General features: G+C 60.1%; 13 protein-coding genes and 2 pseudogenes. 13 read left to right on the top strand and 2 right to left on the bottom strand.

Features of this window, described 5'->3' with window-relative positions; all coding sequences use genetic code 11:
- Position 1: 1 nt before the first annotated feature.
- The 11 genes and pseudogenes from virB11 to ABQY64_RS13045 all read left to right on the top strand — a co-directional run bounded on the left by virB11 (position 2) and on the right by ABQY64_RS13045 (position 11,975).
- Positions 2-1,042 carry a P-type DNA transfer ATPase VirB11 gene (gene virB11, locus ABQY64_RS13095; protein ID WP_016901071.1) on the top strand — a complete coding sequence of 347 codons (1,041 nt, stop codon included), beginning with the start codon at positions 2-4 and terminating at the stop codon, positions 1,040-1,042.
- 62 nt (positions 1,043-1,104) lie between these two features.
- The gene (locus tag ABQY64_RS13090) at positions 1,105-1,932 is read left to right on the top strand and encodes a lytic transglycosylase domain-containing protein (RefSeq protein ID WP_181142609.1); all 828 of its coding nucleotides are present in this window, start codon (positions 1,105-1,107) and stop codon (positions 1,930-1,932) included.
- Positions 1,933-1,991: 59 nt separating this feature from the next.
- The gene (locus tag ABQY64_RS13085; RefSeq protein ID WP_102584847.1) at positions 1,992-2,399 is read left to right on the top strand and encodes a TrbC/VirB2 family protein; all 408 of its coding nucleotides are present in this window, start codon (positions 1,992-1,994) and stop codon (positions 2,397-2,399) included.
- Positions 2,392-2,703, top strand: coding sequence for a type IV secretion system protein VirB3 (locus tag ABQY64_RS13080; protein WP_047130693.1), 312 nt, complete (start codon positions 2,392-2,394; stop codon positions 2,701-2,703). The genes ABQY64_RS13085 and ABQY64_RS13080 overlap by 8 nt, the downstream gene beginning before the upstream one ends.
- A 101-nt stretch (positions 2,704-2,804) precedes the next feature.
- Complete coding sequence (locus ABQY64_RS13075; protein WP_349780118.1) at positions 2,805-5,258, top strand: VirB4 family type IV secretion/conjugal transfer ATPase; 2,454 nt, start codon at positions 2,805-2,807, stop codon at positions 5,256-5,258.
- Positions 5,259-5,322: 64 nt separating this feature from the next.
- Positions 5,323-6,081 (top strand): hypothetical protein, encoded by a 759-nt coding sequence (locus ABQY64_RS13070; RefSeq protein ID WP_349780119.1) that lies wholly within the window; start codon positions 5,323-5,325, stop codon positions 6,079-6,081.
- Positions 6,082-6,181: 100 nt separating this feature from the next.
- Positions 6,182-7,243, top strand: coding sequence for a type IV secretion system protein (locus ABQY64_RS13065; protein WP_104594361.1), 1,062 nt, complete (start codon positions 6,182-6,184; stop codon positions 7,241-7,243).
- Between the two features lie 23 nt (positions 7,244-7,266).
- Positions 7,267-7,749, top strand: a complete 483-nt coding sequence (locus tag ABQY64_RS13060) for a DUF4189 domain-containing protein (RefSeq protein ID WP_104594360.1) — start codon at positions 7,267-7,269, stop codon at positions 7,747-7,749.
- Positions 7,750-9,017: 1,268 nt separating this feature from the next.
- Positions 9,018-9,692: pseudogene (locus ABQY64_RS13055) on the top strand (XVIPCD domain-containing protein); the annotation flags it as partial.
- Between the two features lie 39 nt (positions 9,693-9,731).
- A pseudogene (locus ABQY64_RS13050) lies at positions 9,732-10,084 on the top strand (hypothetical protein); the annotation flags it as partial.
- 274 nt (positions 10,085-10,358) lie between these two features.
- Positions 10,359-11,975: an alpha-glucosidase family protein gene (locus ABQY64_RS13045; RefSeq protein WP_349780120.1), complete on the top strand. Its 1,617-nt coding sequence runs from the start codon at positions 10,359-10,361 to the stop codon at positions 11,973-11,975.
- A gap of 932 nt (positions 11,976-12,907) precedes the next feature.
- Here ABQY64_RS13045 and ABQY64_RS13040 read toward each other — a convergent pair.
- Together ABQY64_RS13040 and ABQY64_RS13035 are read right to left on the bottom strand one after the other, a co-directional pair.
- The gene (locus ABQY64_RS13040) at positions 12,908-15,667 is read right to left on the bottom strand and encodes a TonB-dependent receptor (protein WP_039522141.1); all 2,760 of its coding nucleotides are present in this window, start codon (positions 15,665-15,667) and stop codon (positions 12,908-12,910) included.
- A 311-nt stretch (positions 15,668-15,978) separates the two neighbouring features.
- Positions 15,979-18,057, bottom strand: a complete 2,079-nt coding sequence (locus ABQY64_RS13035; RefSeq protein WP_349780121.1) for a glycoside hydrolase family 97 protein — start codon at positions 18,055-18,057, stop codon at positions 15,979-15,981.
- 242 nt (positions 18,058-18,299) lie between these two features.
- Between ABQY64_RS13035 and ABQY64_RS13030 the strand changes: the two genes are divergently transcribed.
- Positions 18,300-20,486, top strand: a complete 2,187-nt coding sequence (locus ABQY64_RS13030; protein ID WP_349780122.1) for a Six-hairpin glycosidase-like protein — start codon at positions 18,300-18,302, stop codon at positions 20,484-20,486.
- Positions 20,483-21,961, top strand: a complete 1,479-nt coding sequence (locus tag ABQY64_RS13025) for an MFS transporter (RefSeq protein WP_349780123.1) — start codon at positions 20,483-20,485, stop codon at positions 21,959-21,961. Before ABQY64_RS13030 ends, ABQY64_RS13025 begins: the two co-directional genes overlap by 4 nt.
- The last annotated feature ends 7 nt before the right edge of the window (positions 21,962-21,968 follow it).

Genomic DNA, 21,968 nt, shown 5'->3' with positions numbered 1-21,968 from the left:
CATGACGATCGATGATTCCCCGACGGCGCGCATTTCGAATGATTTCCTGGATTACCAGTACTCTGTGCTGGGCATCCTGGACTACCTGAATTCGCCTGACGTGACTGAAATCTGCATCAATCGGCCTGGCGAGCTGTATCTTGAAACGATCCATGGGTGGCAGCGGGTCGACGTGCCATCCTTGACATATGACCGTGCCCGCCAGTTCTGCACGGCGGTGGTGAACGAAAGCAACACCGGGCAGCGTATTACCGATGCAGATCCCGTGGTCTCGCTGACGTTTCCTACAGGGCAGCGTGCGCAGTTTGTCATGCCGCCCGCGTGCGATGCAGGCAAGGTGTCCATCACCATCCGGCTCCCTTCCAAGCACACCAAATCGCTCGAGCAATACAAGCACGACGGGTTCTTCGACGAGGTGCTCGAGCAATCGGCCGATGTCAGCGATCACGACCAAGAATTGCTGGAGTTGCGCCGCAAGCGCGATTACGCAGAATTCTTCAAAAAGTGCGTGCTGTACAAGAAGAACGTCGTCGTTGCCGGAGCGACCGGTAGCGGCAAGACCACCTTCATGAAGGCGCTCGTCAATCACATTCCAAGCGAAGAGCGCCTGGTGACGATCGAGGACGCACGTGAGTTGTTCATCAGTCAGCCCAATTCCGTGCACCTGCTGTACTCGAAGGGCGGGCAGAGTACCAGCAACGTAACGGCTAAAAGCTGCATGGAAGCCTGTCTGCGCATGAAGCCGGATCGCATTATCCTGGCCGAGTTGCGTGGTGATGAGTCGTTCTACTTCATCCGTAACTGCGCATCCGGGCATCCGGGTTCCATCACCAGCTGCCACGCCGGAAGTGTCGAGCAAACGTGGGACCAGTTGGCGTTGATGGTGAAGGCATCGAGCGAAGGCTCCGGTCTGGAATTCGAGGTGATCAAGCGTTTGCTGAGAATGACCATCGATATCGTGGTTCATATCAAGGCACACGCGGGGCGCCGGTTCATCACTGGCATCGACTTCGATCCCTTGAGAACCTTGCGCGGTGGTTGAAAGGTAAATCCTTTGGTTGGGGCTGGTTCGGTTTTGCAAGGAGTAATGACATGTTGCCTGGCATGGAACTGATGGGGTGCACTGGACTTGCTGTTCCTGGCGAGGTGATGCAGCACGTTGTCCGTGTCGAGTCGTCGCGCAATCCGTATGCCATCGGCGTGGTTGGCGGGCGGTTGGTGCGTGAGCCACGGGGGTTGGCTGAAGCAGTGGCCACCGCCAAGATGCTGGAACAAAAGGGCTACAACTTTTCCCTGGGACTTGGCCAGGTCAATCGGTACAACCTGCAAAAATACGGGCTCACCAGTTATGAGATGGCATTCGATAAATGCCCCAATCTGGTCGCTGCTTCGAGGATTCTGGCGGAGTGCCATTCGCGCTCCGGCGCCAATTGGGGCAAGTCGTTCAGCTGTTACTATTCCGGCAACTTCGAGACCGGCTTCAAGCACGGTTATGTCCAAAAGATCTATGCATCCATTCGTCAGTCGGTAGCATCCTCCTCTGGAGCCGAGCCCATTGCGGTCGTGCCGACGCGCCAGGTGCAGTTGCGGCCTGCCAACCCGTTGCGGCAAGCGGCCGCTGAATTGGCAGATGCGATAGTGGCGCGTCGTATTCAGGATCTAGCCGGAACGGGCAACACGGTGGCTTCACCCTCGGGGCCTATGCTATCGGCACCTTCACCACCTTACTCTCTGCCGAGTCGGGCCACCCCCGTGGCTCCAGCAGCGGAGAACGAGTTGTATGTGGTAAAGCCGACGGGCCAAGGGCATGGGGTAGCGTTGCCCGCTGTCGCACCGCAAGCCTCGACGCAGACCGAACAACCCGCAAACCCCGTCTCCGTGCCGCGTGCACCACAGGCGGCTCCGCAAACAGATAGTGCATTTGTTTTTTAGGATGGAAGATTGCCAAGGATTATGGCTGCTGGACCCCCTCTGTTCCCAAGGAGTTAGACATGAAGTTTGAAATCGACAAGAAGACAGTTGCGGATGCCAAGATGGTCGGCACGCAGGCAGTGAAGGCGCTGCTGTTCACCTCGTTGTTGTTGGTGGCGGGCGGCGCTGGTGCGACCAATGAACTCGGCGGCACGGATACCCGCGTCTGCGGATTCCTGAACAATGTGACCAAGCTGCTGAACATGGGCTCGATCGCTGTCGTCACCATCGCCGTCATCGTGGCCGGCTACCAGATCGCATTTGCGCACAAGCGCATTTCTGAAGTTTCCCCGATCCTCATTGGTGGCGTACTGATCGGTGCGGCTGGGCAGATTGCGAATATGATCCTTCAGAATAAGGAGGGAGGCGCTCAGGAGTGCTCGACGCTCACCACTTCGCTGCTGCAGATCGCTCAGTACTATGCATAAAGACGTACTCTTCCGCGGCTGCACCCGTCCGGCGATGTTTCTGGGGGTGCCGTATATCCCTTTCTTCATCGGTGCGGGCGGTGGCTTGCTGCTGGGGATGTATATCAATCTTTGGTACCTGTTCACCATCCCCGTCATCATCTTTGGCATGCAGCAAATGGCAAAGAGGGACGAAATGATCTTCAGGTTGCTTGGATTGCGCTGGCTTTTCCGAATGCGCGTCCGAAACCTTCAGCGCTATTCCGGGATGTGGGTATTCACTCCCAACGAGTACCGCAAGGGGCCCCCGGGCAAGCCGCGATGAGCACGTGAAAAGGTAAGCCAGCCCCATGCGCTCAATCCGCATGGGGTTGGTGTTTTAGCTAGTTCTTGGTGTGATGCTTTTCCTCTTACCTGGTAATACCCATGTTCAGTCCAGACAGTCCGATCGGTGAATTTGTTTCCATCTCGACACATGTCGCTCCGTCCGTCGTCAAGACGACAGGTGGCGACTATCTGTTGATCTGGCATCTGGCTGGCTTGCCCTTCGTTGGGCGGGACGAATTTGAACTTGAGCAGCGGCACAATACGTTCAATCGGTTATTGCAAACCTTGCGTGCACCGGATTTCGCCAATATCGCGTTCTGGGTTCATGACGTTCGCCGTCGTCGCAAGATCGGTACCGGCGGGCGCTTCAAGCAATCGTTCAATCAGACGCTGTCCGACGAGTATTACGCGGCGCTATCCTCGCAAAAAATCATGCAGAACGAGTTGTACTTGAGCATGATCTATCGTCCTGTCGTTACCGGGCGACGTCTGGTCGAAAAGTCTGTCAATCCAGACAAGATCGGGGCTGAGGAAGAGCAGGCCATCTCCAAGATCGTCGAGTTGGCCACCAACGTTGAGGCGGTGCTGAAGGATTATTCACCTTACCGTCTTGGCATGTATGAAGCCAAGAATGGTGTCGTGTTTTCGGAGACACTGGAGTTTCTCGGCTATCTGCTCAATCGCATTGATGAGCCAGTTCCTGTACTGCAGGCGCCCGTGCCCGCCTACCTGCCTGTCAGCAAGCACATGTTTGCCAACAAGACCGGCGATTTTGTCATTCGCACCCCGGATGGCATCAATCACTTCGGCGCCATCCTCAATATCAAGGAGTACGCCGACGGAACCTATCCGGGCATTCTCAACGGTCTGAAGTATCTCGACTTCGAGTATGTCATGACGCATTCCTTCAGCCCGGTCGGTCGCCACGATGCACTGAAGGTGCTGGAACGCACCAAGGGCATGATGATTTCGTCGGGCGACAAATCCTCCAGCCAGATCCGCGACCTGGACCTGGCGATGGATGACGTGGCCTCCGGCAATTTTGTGTTGGGCGAGTACCACTTCACCCTGGCGGTGTATGCTAACAGCCAGGAGAAGTTGGCAAGGCAGATCGCGACGACGCGCGCAGAGCTCTCCAATGCCGGTTTCGTCTCGGCCAAGGAAGATCTGGCGATCGCCTCGTCGTTCTACGCGCAGCTGCCGGGTAACTGGCGCTTCCGCACGCGTATCGCCAACTTGAGTTCGCTCAACTTCCTCGGTTTGTCGCCGTTGCATAACTTTGCCCAGGGCAAACAGCACAACAACCCTTGGGGCGACTGTGTCACCACCCTGCAGACCACTAACGGCCAGCCGTATTATTTCAATTTCCACGCCACGCATCCGGCCGAGAATTCCCTGGGTGAGAAGGCGATCGGCAATACGATGGTCATCGGCAAGTCCGGTACCGGCAAGACGGCGCTGATCAACTTCCTGTTGAGTCAGGTGCAGAAGTTCGATCCGATCCCGACGATCTTCTTCTTCGACAAGGATCGCGGCGCGGAGATCTTCGTACGTGCCTGTGGCGGGAACTACCTGGCGCTGGAGAATGGCTCCCCGACCGGCTTTAACCCGTTCCAGTGCGAGCGCAATGAGGCCAATACTCAATTCCTTGCTGAGCTGATTAAGGTGCTCGGTGGCAAGCCCGAATACAGCGCACGCGAGGAGGAAGACATCTACCGCGCGGTGGAAGGCATGCTGGACACGCCGATGCATCTGCGCAGCATGAGCAACTTCCGCAAGAGCCTGCCCAACATGGGCGACGACGGACTGTATGCACGCCTGCGCCGTTGGACCGCCGACAATTCGCTGGGCTGGGTGTTCGATAACCCGGTGGACACCATCGACCTGACGCGCGCATCGATCATCGGCTTCGACTACACCGACGTGATCGACAACGCCGAAGTGCGCGTGCCGGTGATCAACTATCTGCTGCACCGCCTGGAGGCGCTGATCGATGGGCGTCCGCTGATCTACGTGATGGACGAATTCTGGAAGATCCTGGACGGCAAGGGCGGCCTGAAGGAGTTCGCCAAGAATAAGCAGAAGACCATCCGTAAGCAAAACGGCCTGGGCATCTTTGCCACGCAGAGCCCGGAAGACGCCCTAGCCAGCGACATCGCCGCGGCGCTGATCGAGCAGACCGCCACGATGGTGCTGCTGCCCAACCCCAACGCCAGTCGCGACGATTACATCGAAGGCCTCAAGCTGACCGATGCCGAGTACCAGGTGGTGGTCTCGCTCGACGAGCGCTCGCGCTGCTTCCTGGTCAAGCAAGGCCACGCCTCTGCGGTATGCCAGCTCAATCTGCGTGGTATGGACGACGCACTGTCGGTCATTTCGTCCTCGACCGATAACATCGAGATCATGCACCAGATTCTGTCGCGCAAGGCCGACAAGTTAGGCGTGAGCGTTGACCAACTGACCCCGGAGCAGTGGCTGGAGGACTTCTATGCCAACCGCAAGGGCTCAGGGAAGCGCAAAGCCGTCAAAGACAAGGAAGCCGAAGATGCGTAGTCCCCATCATCGGCAGCACACTTTTCACGCATCAACTTCATCTGTGTCAGGAGGCAAAAACACCATGGCAACCAAGTTCAGACATTTTTCTCGCGTGTTCACGGGACTGGTGCTGCTCTGCATGGCCGGAGCCGCCAGTGCGCAGTGGGAAGTCGTCGACAAAGACCTCAACACCAAAGTAAAAGAGATCCAGAATTCACTGAAGCTCGGCAAAAAGCCCAAAGACAAGGACAGCGGGACAGAAGTCGACAAACCCAAGGAAGAGATCAAGGTGGTGCCGGATGACTACGGGATTGCCGATTGTTCAAGCACCACGGCGGGGACGCCGGTGGCGACCCAGCAGAAAGAAGGGTGCGAGCTGATTCAGCGCACGCGCAATTCGCAGTACAACTATATGGTGGCGATGTACGACATCACCAAGAAGCGTCTTGAGCGCTTGCGCAAGATCGAACAAGAGCGCGCGGAGATCAAAGACACTGAACTCGGTAAGTTGGAGGACAATACCAACAAGCTGATCGCACTGAAGACACTGATGGACATTGATCGCCAGCAAATGGAGTCGGCGATGTTTGCGTATCAAACGCGGCTGGGCTTCTTGACCAAGCAACAGGATGCGCAGGCATGGGCGGCGATGCGGGGCAAGAAGGCGCCCTCCGGGGATCCCTCTAGCCAAGGAGGCATCGGTAGCTTCTTCGAGAGTCTGGGCAACACCTTGGGGGATTTCGGCAAGTCGGTGGTCGCCGGGGTCGCCATGAAGGCGGCGTTGGATTCAGTCAGATCCGACAGACCTCGTGATATGGAGCCATTAGATTTGGGCAAGTGAGATCTCGGCACGCGCAGGATGCGCGTGCCGTCGCAGGTGTAATCGAACCCGGAGCAGCGAGTGCTCCACGGCCTGGCCGTCCAGTGGAATGTGGTGACATATGGATTTTCTGAGCAGTCTTGGTAATTACGCGTTCTTCTCGCTGATCAACGATTTCCTGCGCGACGAGATCGATATTTTTCAGTGGACGCTACTGCAGCGCACTTCGGCCTTGATTGGCATTGTGTCCCTAACGGTATTGACGCTGTGGGTCATGTTCCAGGGGTACCGCATCGTGACCGGCCAGTCCCGCGAGGCGGCCATGGGGTTGGTAGTGACTGCGTTGCGCGCCTCGCTGATCATCGGTCTGGCGACGAGCATGGCCGAAGGTTCGTCGAAACTGTACTGGACGCTGACTGACGGTGTTAGCCAGTCCATCACCCAAGTGGTGACCGGGGACTCGGAAAGTCCCTACGATGCGATCGACAAGAATTTGGGCTTGATGCAGATTGCGATGATGAGCATCGATCAGATCCAGACTGCAGGCAACCAACAGCGAGACGACGAGAAGACGCGTGCGCGCTGGTTCACCGGGGTGGGGATGGCCGGTCCGGGCGTGGTGGGGGGCTCACTGCTGCTGTTGAACAAGATCGGTATGGCGCTGTTTGTGGGCTTCGGTCCCTTGTTCATCATGTGCCTGTTGTTCCAGGCGACGAAGTCGTTGTTCAGCAAGTGGCTGCTATATGGGTTAGGTATGGTGTTTTCGTTGTCGGTGCTGAGCTTTACGGTGAGCCTGGCAACGAAGGTGATCGGCGCAGTGGCTGTCGCATTCCTTGCCAAGTACGCATTCCCAGGAAACAGTGGCGAGGGCATCAGCAGCATGGCATTGCAACAAGGAGGACTAGGTTTGGTCATGACAACCTTGATCGTCACCGCACCGCCGATGGCCGCCGCCTTCTTCCAGGGCACATTGGGTCAGTTCACGGCCTATTCGGCGCTGGGGCAGTTGGACCGGGCCAATCAGGAGCCGGGTGCGGGGCGGCCTTATCAGCCGGCGCCGCCTGCCACGAGCTCTGGTGACACTTCTAACCGGGACACTAGCGTAGCAGCCACCAAAATGCACAGGGAGCCTTCTGTAACTCAGGAGCCTATCTCTGGGAATCGAGGTCTTGCACAAAAATAATGGTTAATCATGAGTGATTTCCAATGATTCGTAAATTTCTATTTGTTTTTCTCTATGCGCTCTCAGTTAACGCTGCGTTTGGTCAAACTGCTTGCCCAGTTGGCGCTGCTCCTGGAAGTCCCCAGTGTGGTCCCGACTCTGGCACATCCAGAGCTGCGCCTACCCCTCCTCAACCAACCGGTGAGTGGATTAAAACTTGGGGGGCAATCGCTAATTCGAGTAATGGAGAGGCTGGCAGCGCGGTAGGTAAATTTTCTCAAGAGGAGGCCGAGCAAGCTGCTCTTAGGCAATGCGCTATTGAAGGAGCTAGTGACTGTAAAGTTAAGCTCGTTTATAAAAATCAGTGCTCTGCCTTGATTGCGTCAGATTCGCAGAGTTTCTTTCAAGCATCCCCTACCGAATCTCGTGCGGTTGAGTTGGCTAAAGAAAACTGTGAGAAAACTGGTGCCAGTTCATGCAAGGTTATATATTCTGAATGCACGAAGCCTGTGTTCCGAAAATACTAGAAATCATCGAGATTCCATTTTAAATTTTAATTGGATTTTTGGCGGCAAAATATTCTAGCTTTACGGTTTTGATTTTAATCGCTCCTTGGCTGTTTTTTTTTGGGTGCTTGCAGCCAAGGAAAAGCCCCGCAGGAAAGATCTGCTGTTAGTCAGTCAGCAGATGCGCGGAAAAATATTGTCGCCGCTAAAGGTTCGCCTGAAATCGCTATTAGTGACAAAAGTTTATCGGTGGAATCCGTTGGTATTACTAAGCTGTCTGGCGAATTTAAGGAAGGTATGCCTTACGGCGATCTTCGTAAAAAAGTCATCGCCGAAATTGGAAGCCCTCGGTAAGTGCCGAGTGTAAGAAAAACGTTGTTGGCGATGACTTTGAAGGTGTGTGCTCCAAAGATCCAAAGCGATGTGCTATTTGCGATGAGTTGCCAGAGTTGAATGTCTGTAGCGGCGACGGGCATTGTATAACGGAATTTTCCAGCGTTGACGGTAGTCAAGTGTTGAAGGTTTCCACGTACGGCAAAATTCAAGACGGGCTGGTAGAGGGCGATAAATCGAGGCTTTTCGTTTCTTGGTGGGATGTGTCGACGAAAGCTGACTGATTGGATTGTTGTTAATTTCACAGGAGGTGCTAGATATGAGTAGTCCCTTGGCAGATTTGATTCAGTGCGGTGAATCCAGGCGTACTAATTATAATGCCTATAACCGGGGTACTTACATCGGGCGGATGGGCGTGAACACATCCGTGGGAGTACAGGGCCGGTAGATTTTTTTCTATGACTGTGGGTGATGTCATGGATGCGCAAGCGTTGCCTAGGGGCGACCAAGAGCGACTTTTTGCAGTAGGGCGCTACCAGGTCATACCTTTCACGATGAATGATGCTGTAAATAAAATGGGTCTGGAACGGTCTGCGGCGTTTACGCCAGACCTCCAGGATCAAGTGTTTTCAGACTATCTGATTACTCACAAGAAGTCCGCAGTTCGCAATTATATTACTGATGCCCCCGGCTCATCGTTGAATGGTGCGCAAAATGCGCTCGCACAGGAATGGGCAAGCATTGCTGACCCAGATACTGGGAAAAGCTATTACGACAAGCCAGGTGGCTCAAATCATGCATCGATTACCAGTGCAGAGACAGAGAATGCTCTGAACGCGATGCGGCAGTCATATCGTCAGGCAATCGAAAGCGGCGTAACGCCTGAGCAGGCATGGAAGCAAATCAATTCTCAGCCTCCCCAGCAGCTTGCACAAACCCAACAGCACAAACGCGATGCCGCACAGTACGGCAAATTAGAGCAAGGCGAGCGCGGCGAACAAGTGAAGCATTTGCAAGGCCAACTTGCGCAACTCGGCGCCGTTGGCCGCGATGGCAAACCCTTGAAGCCTGATGGCGACTTTGGCGGCAACACCAAGCACGCGGTTGAGTAATTTCAGCGCGAGCACGGGTTGCAGATAGACGGCGTCGCAGGTCAGCAGACCCAGGCCGCTTTGGCTAAGGCGTTGACCCAGGGGACATCCAAGCAACCTGAGCATACGGCCGCGCCTGCTGCGCCGGCACAGGCATCCTCCAGCCCCTTGTTGTCTGACCCTCGCCATCCCGACAACGCGATGTACAACGGCGCAGTGAGCAAGCTCGAAGCGCTGGGTGAACGTGGCGGCTTTGCCAATCGCAAAGAACTCGAGCAGGCAGCCGGGCAAATCGTGTTCGAGTCCAAGGTCAGCGGTCTCCAACGCATCGACCATGTAGTGCCCAACAAGAACGGCGACGGCTTCTTCGCAGTACAGGGCGAGATGACCGACCCGGCAATGCAGCGGGTTTTTGTGGATCGCAACCAAGCGCAGAATCAATCGTTGGAAAACAGTAGCCGGCAAGCAGCCGAGGAAAGCCAACGTCAGGCCACTCAGGTGCAGGCACAGGAAACTGCTTCACGTTCGATGTCCATGTAAATCGGGCGTGTTGGTCGTTGCGTTTCAGCGATCTGGTAAATCGCCAAGGCAGTCAGGAGTGTCCGCCTTGGCTCTATTTCCTGCGACCTGCGCAACGAAATTTCCATCTTTCAATGGGAAGTTGTTGCAGCGCACGACCGCCTGGGTCGGTACGGTGTCATTGACGTGCTGACGCTTCGAATCTTCATCCGTGGCTACCGCATCGTGAACGACCAGTCGTGCGAGGCGGCGATGGGGTTGGTGGTGACGGCACTGCGGGCGGCGCTGATCATCGGATTGGCCACTAGCATGGCCAAAGGCTCTCCGCAGTTGTACTGGACGCTGACCAACTGGATCAGCTCGGTGATCACGCAGACGGTGACGGTGACTCTGAGAGTCCTTATGAGGCGATCCGTTTATTGTGGTTGGTGAACCATTACTTGGTTGCCCGTGTATATCGTTCAGCGTGCAGAACATGTCTATTTTCAGGCACGCAGACGATGCTCTCATGCCGCATACGACGCTTCATTAACTGTGTGACCTGAGCAAAAAGCCGCTGAGTCGTTACACAGGTGGCTGCTCATGAATACGTATGCACGGGCACACTCTGAGTCTATTACGCCGCTACGCTAACGCTCTTGGCTGGGTGCTCATCTCTGCGCCCACATTGGCCCGGGAGGGGCGTACATGTCGCAGACACCATGGTGGCGCGGGGCCGTCATCTATCAGATTTATCCGCGTAGTTTTCTGGATTCCAATGGCGATGGGGTGGGCGATCTGCCCGGGGTCATCGCCAAGCTCGACTACATCGCCGGGTTGGGCGTGGATGCGATCTGGATCTCGCCGTTCTTCAAGTCGCCGATGGCCGATTTCGGCTACGACATCGCGGACTATCGTGCGGTGGATCCGCTGTTCGGGACGTTGGACGACTTCGATCGGCTGCTCGACAAGGCGCATGGCCTTGGCTTGAAGGTGATGATCGACCAGGTGTTGAGCCACACCTCGATCGCGCATGCATGGTTCCAGGAGAGCCGGCAGGACCGGACCAACGCGAAGGCGGATTGGTACGTGTGGGCCGATCCGCGCGAGGACGGGACGCCACCCAACAACTGGTTGTCGCTGTTCGGTGGAGTGGCGTGGCAATGGGAGCCGCGGCGGGAGCAGTATTATCTGCACAACTTCCTGGTGGATCAGCCGGACCTCAATTTTCACAACGCCGAGGTGCAGCAGGCGACGCTGGATAACGTGCGCTTCTGGCTGGATCGTGGGGTGGATGGGTTCCGCCTGGATGCGATCAACTTCTGCTTCCACGATGCGCAGCTGCGTGACAATCCGGCCAAGCCGGCCGACAAGCGGGTGGGGCGCGGGTTCAGTGCCGACAACCCTTACGCGTATCAGTACCACTACTTCAACAACACGCAGCCGGAAAATCTAGCTTTCCTGGAGCGCTTGCGCGGACTGCTAGATCTTTATCCGAATGCAGTGAGCCTTGGCGAGATCTCGTCGGAGGACTCGCTGGCGACCACTGCCGAGTACACCGCTCATGGCCGCCTGCATATGGGCTACAGCTTCGAGCTGCTGGTGCAGGACTACAGTGCTGCTTATATCCGCGAGACGGTGAGCCGGCTCGAAGCCACGATGTTGGAAGGTTGGCCATGTTGGGCCATTTCCAACCACGACGTGGTGCGCGCGGTGACACGCTGGGGCGGGGCCGATGCATCGCCGGCGTTCGCGCGGATGGTGGTGGCGATGCTGTGCTCGCTGCGTGGCTCGATCTGCCTGTACCAGGGCGAGGAGCTGGGCCTGGGCGAGGCGGAGGTGGCGTTCGAGGATCTGCGCGATCCCTATGGCATCACCTTCTGGCCAACCTTCAAGGGTCGCGATGGCTGCCGCACGCCGATGCCATGGACGGATGCGCCGTCGGCAGGCTTCAGCAGCGGCAAGCCGTGGTTGCCGCTGGCTGAGGAGCATCGTGCGGCTGCGGTGAGCATGCAGCAGGACGATCCGTTGTCCGTGCTCAGTGCGGTGCGACAGTTCCTGGCTTGGCGCACGGGCGAGCCTGCGTTGCGCGAGGGTACGATCACGTTCTACGACACCGCCGAACCTGTGCTGATGTTCCGGCGCGAGCACGACGGCCAGGTGATGTTGCTGGCATTCAATCTTTCGGCCGATGCAGCCGAGCTTCGGCTGCCGGCTGGCGCGTGGAAGCAGGTCGATGTGCCCGGCGTAGAGCGCGGAGCCATCGAACATGGCCACCTACGCCTGACCGGGCATGCGGTGGTTTGCGCGATCGAGGGTGGTTGACGGTGTGTCGCGCCTGCTAACTGTTGGTGCGTGATTGTCTGGAACGCAGCGAGGCATTCCTTTGTGGAATGCCTCGCTCTTTTGTAGTTGACGATTGCTTGGTTTGCCAAGCATTTATAGCGTTACGCCAGCTGTGCGGCTATTCCCTGTCGATCATGTCCTTGCTCTGTGGATGAGGCAGGGTGTGCTGTTCTCCACGCCAGTCGGGTGTTTTGACCAGAAGGCCGCACAGGGATTGCGATTGACTGTGAGGACGTCAGCGTTACCGGCGGCTTTTTGTAGCAGTGGCCTGGACTCGTGTTGGTGCAGGCAGGCCCTGATGGTGCCTGGATTGGTTCCGTTTTAGTGTTACAAGCGACTGCTATGAGTAGGGGAGTGCTGATGCGCAAGGTTGCGTGATTGGCGGCCGACCCTGTGCGCTTTGCAGAGGGCGATGCAAGCTTGGATTTTGAAAATTCTGGATCAAAGAAAACCCGCCGGCATGACGTCGGCGGGTTTTCTTTGTTCGATGTTGCTGCTGCCCCTGATCAGAGAAATGTTCGATGCTTTACGGGCAGCTGAGTCGTATCCAAGGTGACGGCGCATGCAGTAGAAGAGCGGGGGGATTGTGCTTGGTGGATGCACGCCGTGCTTGTGCCGTACCCTCACCCCAACCCCTCTCCCGGTGGGAGAGGGGCTTCGTTGTCCTGATGGAGAGGTCTGGCGCCAGGGCCGGCCAACCTGATGATGCGCCGATTGTCACGTAGGTAGCGTAGCCACAGTTAGCGATGTGGCCACAGGTAACGATGTGGCCACAGGTAACGATGTAGCCACAGGTAACGATGTAGCCACAGTTAGCGATGTGGCCACAGTTAGCGATGTGGCCAAAGGTAACGTCGTGGCCACAGACAAAGATGTAGCCAATCAGCGCATCGTTTGCAGTTCACAGCTCATCAGAACTTGTAGTTGACGCCCAGCACGAAGGTGCGGCCCCATTCGATGTATTCCAGCGGACGGTCCTTGGTTTCGGCATAGGTGCGGTAGGGCGAGTTGCTGAGGTTGCTGGCCTGCAGCAGTAAGGTCAGGCCGGCAAGATCGCTGTTGTCGTTGAAGCTGTAGCTGATTTGCGCATCGGTGATGTTTTCGCCGACCACGTAGCGCAGCGTGCGGTTGCCGTTGAAGTTGCCGATCTCGCCGATGAAGTCCGATCGACGGCGCTGGCTGACGCGTGCCTCGAAGCCCTTGTGCTCGTAGTAGGCGGTGAGGTTGTAGACGCGTTCGGACAGGCCGGGCAGGCTGATTTCGCCGTCACCGACGCTGGAAGCACTTTCCGGGTCGCGGATCTTGACGTCGCTGTCGTTGAAGGTGGCGCTGGCCTGGATGCCGAAACCTTCCAAGGGAGCGAAGACCAGATCCAGCGGCAGCGAAGCAGTGAGTTCGACGCCGCGCAGCGTGCCGCCCTTGCCGTTGAACGGGGCGCTGAAGGTGCCGGTGGTCAGTACCGGCGCCGAGCCCGGTGGTGGCACATAGCCGGCCACCAACGCGGAGAAATCGTAGTTGTCGCGGCTCTGGGTGTAGATGTAGCTCTTCAGGTCCTTGTAGAAGAACGCGGCTGCCACGTAGGCGCGCTCGGCGAAATACTTTTCGTAGGAAAGGTCGATGGCGTTCGCGCGCCAGGGGTCGAGCATCGGGTTACCGCCGCTGGCACCGGGGCGGCCGGTGGAGGTGTCGACACCGAATTCCAGCGAGGCGCGCAGCTGATCCACGCGCGGGCGTGCGACCTGCTTTGCCATCGCAAAGCGCAGTGTCTGCTCGTACGGGAACTGGAAGGCCAGATTCAGGCTGGGCAGCCAGTCGCGATAGGTCTTGCCGTCGTCGATCGGGCGCACTTCACTGCCTGCCGGCTGCGACGCGTCCCAATAATTTGCGCGCGAGGATTGGTCGGCGCTCTGCAGCTGCACGCCGATATTGCCGCGCACGCCCACATCGCCCCATTCGGTATCGAGATTGGCGCGCAGCCAGGCGGTGGTGATCTTCTCTTCGACGGTCCAGGCCTTGGACACCAGGAACGAGGCATCGTCGCTGGGATTGAACAGCATGTAACGCGAGACCACCGCCGGGACGTTCCAGGCGGGCAGGGCACCGATGCCGGCAAAGCCCAGGTTGACCGGCGCATATTGCAGGTCCGGTGCGATGGTGGATTCGCCCTGCGCGCCGAGGGTGATGTTGCCTTCCGGCTGGGTTTTCTGTTTTTCGCGATTGGCGTAGTTGACGCCGACATCCAGGTCCGAGAACCAGCTCAGCGCTTCGGGCATCGGGAAGCTGGCCTGCAGGCGTGCGCCCTTGAGCACATCTTCCACGCTCGGCACCTTGCCGTAGCCGGAGCCGTAGATGGTGTTGGTCAGAAACAGCTGATCGGGATTGGAGTAATCCATTCCCGGCGCTAGCTGAGAGAAGCCGTTGCCGACAACCGATACGCCGACGGTATCCAGCTGCGGCATCGGCGCACGTTGAAGATTGTTCTCCAGGTTCAGTTCGTCGCGCGTGGCCTTGGAGTAATTGAGATCGGCAGTGATCTTGACCGCACCGGCAGTGATCTCGTTGTTCCAGCCGAACGCATCGATGGTGTCTTCGCGCTTGTTGTACATGCCGCGCACCAGCGGGTAGACGCCACTGGCGTCGCCGCCGGTGAAGCTGTTGCTGTCGTTGACGCGCACGTTGCTGATGTTCAGGCCCGGCGTGTAGCCACCGTTGTAGTTGCTCAGGTTGAGCTCGAACTGGTTAGCGGTGTCGATCTGCTCGGCCTTGGTGTGGAAGGCGTCGAGCGTGCTGGTCCAGGCATTGGACGGGCGGTATTGCAAGGTGGCCATGACGCCGTCGCGCTTCTGGTTGCCGGTGCGGCGCAATGCCTTGATACCGTCGGAGAAATACACGCCGTCGGCCACGCCGGGGCGCGGGCGCTGTGCGTTGACCGGCTGCCATGGTTCGTACAGGCCGACTTGATTTTCCTGGATCGGCATGTCGGTGTGTGCGTAGCCGATGGTCAGGCCGATGGTGCGGTCGGCGAACTGGTCGATGTAGCTGACATTGAAGCGGTTGCCGTACGGATCGACATTGGCGGCCTTGCCCAGCGAATTGCGCTGGTAACGGCCGCCGATGGCGATCACGCGCTCGTTGTAGCTGAGCGGGCGTGCGGTCTGCATGTCGACGGTGCCGGACAGGCCCTGGCCGACCAGGCCGGCGTCGGGCGTCTTGTAGACGGTGACGCCGCTGACCAGTTCGGACGGGTACTGGTCGAATTCCACGCTGCGGTTATCGCCGGTGCTGACCACTTCGCGGCCGTTGAGCAGGGTGGTGGAGAAGTCCGGCGACAGCCCGCGCACGCTGATGACCTGTGCGCGACCGGCCACACGTTGCGCTGCCAGGCCAGGCAGGCGAGCGAGCGACTCGGCGATGCTGACGTCCGGCAGCCGGCCGATATCTTCGGCCGAAATGGCTTCCACGATCGAGGTCGAATCCCGCTTGACCGAGATGGCACCTTCGATCGCGCGGCGCAGGCCGGTGACCTGGACCTTGTCCAAGTCGGTCACTGCGCCGGCGGCTTGTTCGGTGTCGGTTGTTGATGCCGGCGTTGCCGATTGCGCGGCGGCCAACGTCGGTGCCATGGCGACGGCCAGGGCGATACTCAGCGCAGAGCGCTTGTGTTTCAACATTTTCCCCTCCCAGGTACATGTTGTTCTTTGAATTTTCGATCCGGCAGACGCCTGGATGCATTGCATCGCGCGCCACGACGGACATCACGACTGCGACGTATGGTAGACACGGCATCTGGGTGCAAACGGGCAATGCATACGTATTCAACCCGGCTGATGGCGCTGGAATCGATTCCACGCCGGCTTTGCTGCGGCGCGCTAAGCCATCTGGCTTGTAGTGAGACGGCAGCACCGCATCACGCAGCGGCTGCCGTGCCGCTGCACGATGCACTCGATCGCGTTGAAGATCTCTTCAGCCCGTTGTGACCAGGTCAGCGCCTGCCATCCATCGGCACGAAGCGAATCGCCTGCCCACCACCTGGCGCAAGACGCAGTTCCAGCGTGTCGGCGCTGCTGACCTGGCGTTGTTCGCTGACAAAGGCGAACGGGTTGCTGACATAGTCCGCACCGTCGCCGTCGCGATAGATCTGCGCGGTGTAGCGCACGCCGGGCTCAAGGAATCCCAGCGGCACCTGCAGCAGCCGGCCATGCTCGTCGGTGATGCTGCCCAGGAACCAGTCGCGGCTATGCCGGTCTTTGCGCGCGATGGTGACGTAGTCGCCGACTTCGCCATTCAAGGCACGGGTCTGATCCCAATCTACCGCCACGTCTTCGATGAAGCGGAAGGCGTCGCGGTGGTGCAGATAATGCTCGGGCAGATCGGCGGCCATCTGGATCGGGCTGTAAAGCGTCACGTACAGCGCCAGCTGGCGCGCAAGCGTGCTGGGAATCGCCTGGCCGTTGCGGCCTTTCAGGCTGACGATGCCGGGCGTGTAATCCATCGGCCCGGCGAGCAGGCGGGTGAACACCAGGTTGACCTCGTGCTCGGGCGGATTCGGTGGCTGGCCCCAGGCGTTGTATTCCATGCCGCGCGCGCCTTCGCGCGAGATCCAGTTGGGATAGGTGCGGCGCAGGCCAGTGTCCTTGATCGGTTCGTGCGCATTGACCGCCAGGTGGCGCGCGGCAGCTTCCTGCACCACGCGCAGATGATGGCGTGCCATCCATTGGCCGTCGTGCCATTCGCGCAGCGGTGTGCCGCCTGCCGGGTTACGACGTTCCACCTGGCCGTCGTCGCAGACATAGCCGGTCTTGACCGAGTCCACGCCGAACCGGGCGTACAGGTCCATCGCCTCGGCGATCTGGTCTTCGTAATGATCCACTGCGCACCCCGTTTCATGATGGCCGATCAGATGCACGCCCTTGCCGGCGGCGTATTTGCTCAGCGCGGGCAAATCGAAATCCGGTGTCGGCCGGGTGAAATCGAAACTGCCGCCGTTGCCGAACCATTCGCCGTCCCAGCCAGGATTCCAGCCTTCCACCAGCACGCCACGAAAGCCGTGTGCCGCGGCAAAATCGATAAGGCGCTTGGTGTTGGCAGTGGTGGCGCCGTGTGTCGGCCCGGTCGACCAGGTTTGCTGGTTGAGATGCATGGACCACCACACCCCGACGTATTTGGACGGCTTGACCCAGCTCACATCGCCCAAGGCGTTGGGCGCGTTGAGGTTGAGGACCAGGTTGGATTCCACCAGCCCGGTGGCCTGGTCGGCGATCTGCAGCGTGCGCCACGGCGTATCGAATGGCAGCTTGCGCCGCACCTTCCAGCCCTCGGCGGCGGGCGACAGCTGCGCGCGCAGGCGCTGGCCTTCGGTACGGCGCAGCCACATGCCGGCGTAGTCGACCAGCGCCGCCTCATGCAGCGCGACATGCAGCCCGCTGTCGGTGCGCAAGGTGAGCGGCGTATGTGCCAGCGCGAGCTGGTTCAACGGCGTGCGCTGATACAGGTATTCGTAGTGGATCGGCTCGCCTGCCGGAATCCACCATGCCTCTGACGGTTGCGCGATGGCGAATTCGGTGACTTCCTCGTCGATGATGGCTTCGCGCAATCCCGCTTGCTCAGGGAAGTGATAGCGCAGGCCGATGCCATCGTCGTACACGCGCAAGATCACATCGAAGCGGCGTTGCGCGCCGCTGCGTTCGCCCAGGCTGACGCTTAGTTCGTTGTAGTGGTTGCGCACCAGGCGCGTCTCGCCCCAGGGTTGTTCCCAGGTATCGTCATGGGCTTGGCGTGCTTGCGAGAGGACGACCAGGCCGCGGTCCAGCCGGCCGTCGCGCAACTGGAAACCCAGGCGCGAGCGTTCCAGCACCGGCTGGCCCAGGCGTTGCACGCGGTAGTAGGGCGTGCCGCCGTCCACTTCCAGTGTGACCTGCAAGATGTTGCCGGGCGAATCGGCACTGATGGCGATGTGCTCGGCCTGCGCGATGCCCGCAAGACTGCCAAGCAACAGGACAAGCAGTCGCGCACTGCATGCGGCGCGCGATCTCGAACGCACGCGATGTGAAACCAGCGGCATATCCCCTCCCAAGGCGGCCGTTGCGTCAGCGGCGACTATGCAGCGCTGTGGCGTGGATGGGCCATGCTGCACTGCGGCCATTGCCATGAATACGTATGCATTGATGCGGAACCGCGGAGCGCGCGTCTACCATGGCGTCACGGCACCTGGGAGGGTCCGCGCCCGTGGCACGCCAGTGCCGCGCACTACAACGCGTGCAACGAGGGAGGGAGGCCGACGGTGCAAGCCGTCTGGCCGCTTCGATGCTGAAGATGATCTGCATGGCTGCAACGCTCGGCGTTGCGGCAAGCTCGCCGGTGGTGGCCGATGAGCTGGAATTCCAGGGCCGCCGTGCGCAAGCGCAGGCGCTAGAAGACGGCGGTTTTGTGTTGCGCTGGCCGCAGGGCGAGCGCCGCATCGGGCCGCAGCCGATGCGCACCCACACCGCCAGTCCGTTGTTCGACGCCCTGTTCGCCATGGCGCAGCAGGAAATGGCCGACGACCGTGTCGAGGCGATCCGCGATCCGGCCTTCAACGACGGCAAGCCGGTGCCGTGCGCGTGTTTCGAAACCGGTGAGCGCTGGCCTTACGTGTGGACGCGCGATGTCAGCTTCGCCGCCGATCTGGCGTTGACGCGGCTGGAGCCTGAGCGCACGCGCAATGCGCTGCGCTTCAAGCTGTCGGCGGCGCGCGACGGGCAGACGGCGGGGGTGTTCGTCGCGCAGGACACCGGCTCCGGTGGCAGCTGGCCGATCAGCAGCGACCGCGTGGTGTGGTTTCTTGCCGCGCGCGGCCTGCTGGATGACAAGGCGTTCGCTGAAGAAGTGTGGGAGGCGTTGCAGGCCACCCTCGCGCAGGATCGTGACGCGGTCTTCGATGCGCAGATCGGCCTCTACCGCGGCGAAACCTCGTTTCTGGATTGGCGCGAGCAGACCTACCCAGAGTGGACGCGCCAGGATGTGCGCTTCATTGCCGAGTCCTTCGCCCTGTCTACCAACGTGTTGCACTACCAGGCCCTGCGCCTGGCCGAGCAGCTGGCGCGCCAGCATGGCGATGCGCGTGCGTCCAGGTACGCCCAGTGGGCCGATGCGCTGCGTCAGGCCATCGCCACGCGCTTCTGGGATGCGCCAAGCAATCAGTATGTGAGCTATCTGGGCAATGCGGCGCATCCGGTGCGCTATGCCAAGGTCGATCTGCTCGGCGTGTCGCTTGGCGTGCTGGCCGAGGTGTTTCCGAAGGACCGTGCGCGTGCCGCGCTGCGCGGGTATCCGCTGGTTGCCGGCGGCAGCCCGGTGGTGTGGCCGCAGGACGCCGAACAGCCGATCTATCACAATCGCGCCGTCTGGCCCTTCGTCAGTGCGTACGCGCTACGCGCCGCACGCCAGCTGGACGACGCGCCGCGCATTGCGCTGGAGCTGCAGGCGTTGATGCGCGGCAGCGCGCTGGCTGGCTCCAACATGGAAAACTACGAGATGCAGAGCCTGGCGGTGCATGTGGAGGAGGGGCCCCGCAGTGGCCCGGTGGTGAATTCGCCGCGCCAGTTGTGGTCGGTTGCCGGCTATCTCTCCGCGGTGCTGGAAGGCGTGTTCGGCATTGGCGCCGATGGCAGTGTGACGCCGAAACTGCCGCGTACGTTGGTGCCGTTGTTGTTTGGCGATCGCCAGCAGATCGTGCTTGAACAGGACGGCCGACGCTATGTGCTGCAGCGGCCGACGGCGAGTGGAGGTGAGTTGCTGGTGGCGGGGAAGGTCGAGCAACAAGGCCAGACCACGTTGGTGCATCTGATCGGCCGTAAGGCCGATACCACCGCCCCGCCGCAGCCAGGCCAGGTGTTCTCACCGAGCACGCCGGAGGCCCCCGTCGCGCAACGGCAGGGCGACGGCTATCGCATCGTGATTCCGGCTGGGGCGACGCTGTACATGGATGGGCATGCGTTGGACGCCACGCAGCACTGGGACCTGCGCGAGGACGGCCTGCTGCACGTGCTCAGCCTGACCCGTCGCGCCGATGGCCTGGAGTCGCTGCACAGCCCCGCGTTGACGCTCGGCCCGTTGCAGGAAGTGCCGGGTAGCGAGGCCTGGGTTTGGACTGCCACGCGCGCGGGCCAGCACCGCGTATCGCTGCGTTATCGCAATCCCAACGGGCCGATCAATACCGGCGTCACTGCGGCGGTCAAGCGGCTGCTGCTGGAATGCCCGGGGCAGGCCACGCAGTCGCAGGTCGTGGTGATGCCGCATAGCGTGGGCGAGCAGCTGTCCACGCAGGTCAGCTTCACTGCGGTGGCCGGGCAGCAGTGCAGGTTCCGGCTGGAAAACGGCTTCAACATGAGCGCGCTCGCGCATTTTGCGCAGTACAACGGCGGCCGCGGCGGTCGCGATGGCGTGGTCAACACCGCGCAGGTGAGCGCGCTGCTGGTCGGCCCCGCAGCGAGCACGGAGGCTGCGCAATGACCGCCAAGCCACGCCTGAGTTTCTGGCAGATCTGGAACATGTGTTTCGGCTTTCTCGGTATCCAGTTCGGCTTCGCGTTGCAGAACGCCAACGCCAGCCGCATCTTCCAGACCCTGGGGGCGCAGGTCGACGATGTGCCCGGTCTGTGGATTGCCGCACCGCTCACCGGTCTGATCGTGCAGCCCATCATCGGCTACCTGTCCGACCGCACCTGGACGCCATGGGGGCGCCGGCGCCCGTATTTCATGGTCGGCGCGGTGTTCACCACACTGGCCTTGCTGGTGATGCCCAACGCGCCGATGCTGTGGATTGCCGCAGGCACGTTGTGGGTGCTGGATGCATCGATCAACATCTCGATGGAGCCATTCCGCGCCCTGGTCGGCGATCAACTGCCACCGGCGCAGCGGCCCACCGGCTATGCGATGCAGAGCTTCTTCATCGGGGTCGGCGCGATTGTGGCGAGTTTCCTGCCGTGGTTGCTCACGCATTGGGGTGTGGCCAATACCGCGCCGCCAGGACAGTTGCCTGACAGCGTGCGCTATGCCTTCTACCTCGGTGCCGCGGTGCTGTTCCTGTCGATCAGCTGGACGGTGCTGCGCACGCGCGAATACAGCCCGCAGCAGCTGGCCAGTTTCGACGATGCGCATCCGCCTGTAGCGGCTGCAGCGGTCGCCGGCACCTTGCCACCGCAGCGTGCGAGCGTGCTCTGGTGCGGCATCGGTGTGCTGCTCGCCGCTGCGATCGCCTGGCAGCACGGCGACCGCATGCTCTACGTGCTGGCCGGCTTATGCATCGCCTACGGTGCGCTGCTTGCGTTGGCGCGCGTGCTGCCATCGACCGGCATGCTGGTGGCGATCGTGCAGGACGTGCGCAGCACGCCGCTGACGATGCGACGCCTGGCCTGGGTGCAGTTCTTCTCCTGGTTCGCGCTGTTTGCGATGTGGATCTACACCACCGCGGCGGTTACCCAGGTGCACTTCGGTGCCAAGGACACCGCATCGGCAGCCTACAACGAAGGCGCGAACTGGGTGGGCGTGTTGTTCGGCGCCTACAACGGGTTTGCGGCGTTGGCGGCATTGGTCATTCCATTGCTGGTGCGTGCGATCGGCCTGCGTTGGAGTCATCTGTGCAACCTGTGGCTGGGTGCGGCCGGGCTGTTGTCGATGCTGGTGATCCGCGACCCGCAGTGGCTGCTGCTGTCGATGCTGGGTGTCGGCTTTGCCTGGGCCTCGATCCTGTCGCTGCCCTATGCCTTGCTATCCGACAGCGTGCCCGCCGCCAAGATGGGCGTGTACATGGGCATCTTCAATTTTTTCATCGTGATTCCGCAGCTGGTCGCGGCCAGCGCCCTGGGCTTCGTGCTGCGCGTCTGGCTGGGCGGTCAGCCGATCCATGCGCTGGCCATCGGTGGCGCCAGTTTGCTCATTGCCGGTGTGTGCGTGGTGCGGGTTCCAATGGCCTCGGGAGGGCAGTGATGCGGCA

This window comes from Xanthomonas sp. WHRI 7065 (assembly GCF_040203115.2).
In the GTDB taxonomy this organism is placed as follows: domain Bacteria; phylum Pseudomonadota; class Gammaproteobacteria; order Xanthomonadales; family Xanthomonadaceae; genus Xanthomonas; species Xanthomonas arboricola.
This window is presented reverse-complemented; position numbering and strand designations above follow the sequence as displayed.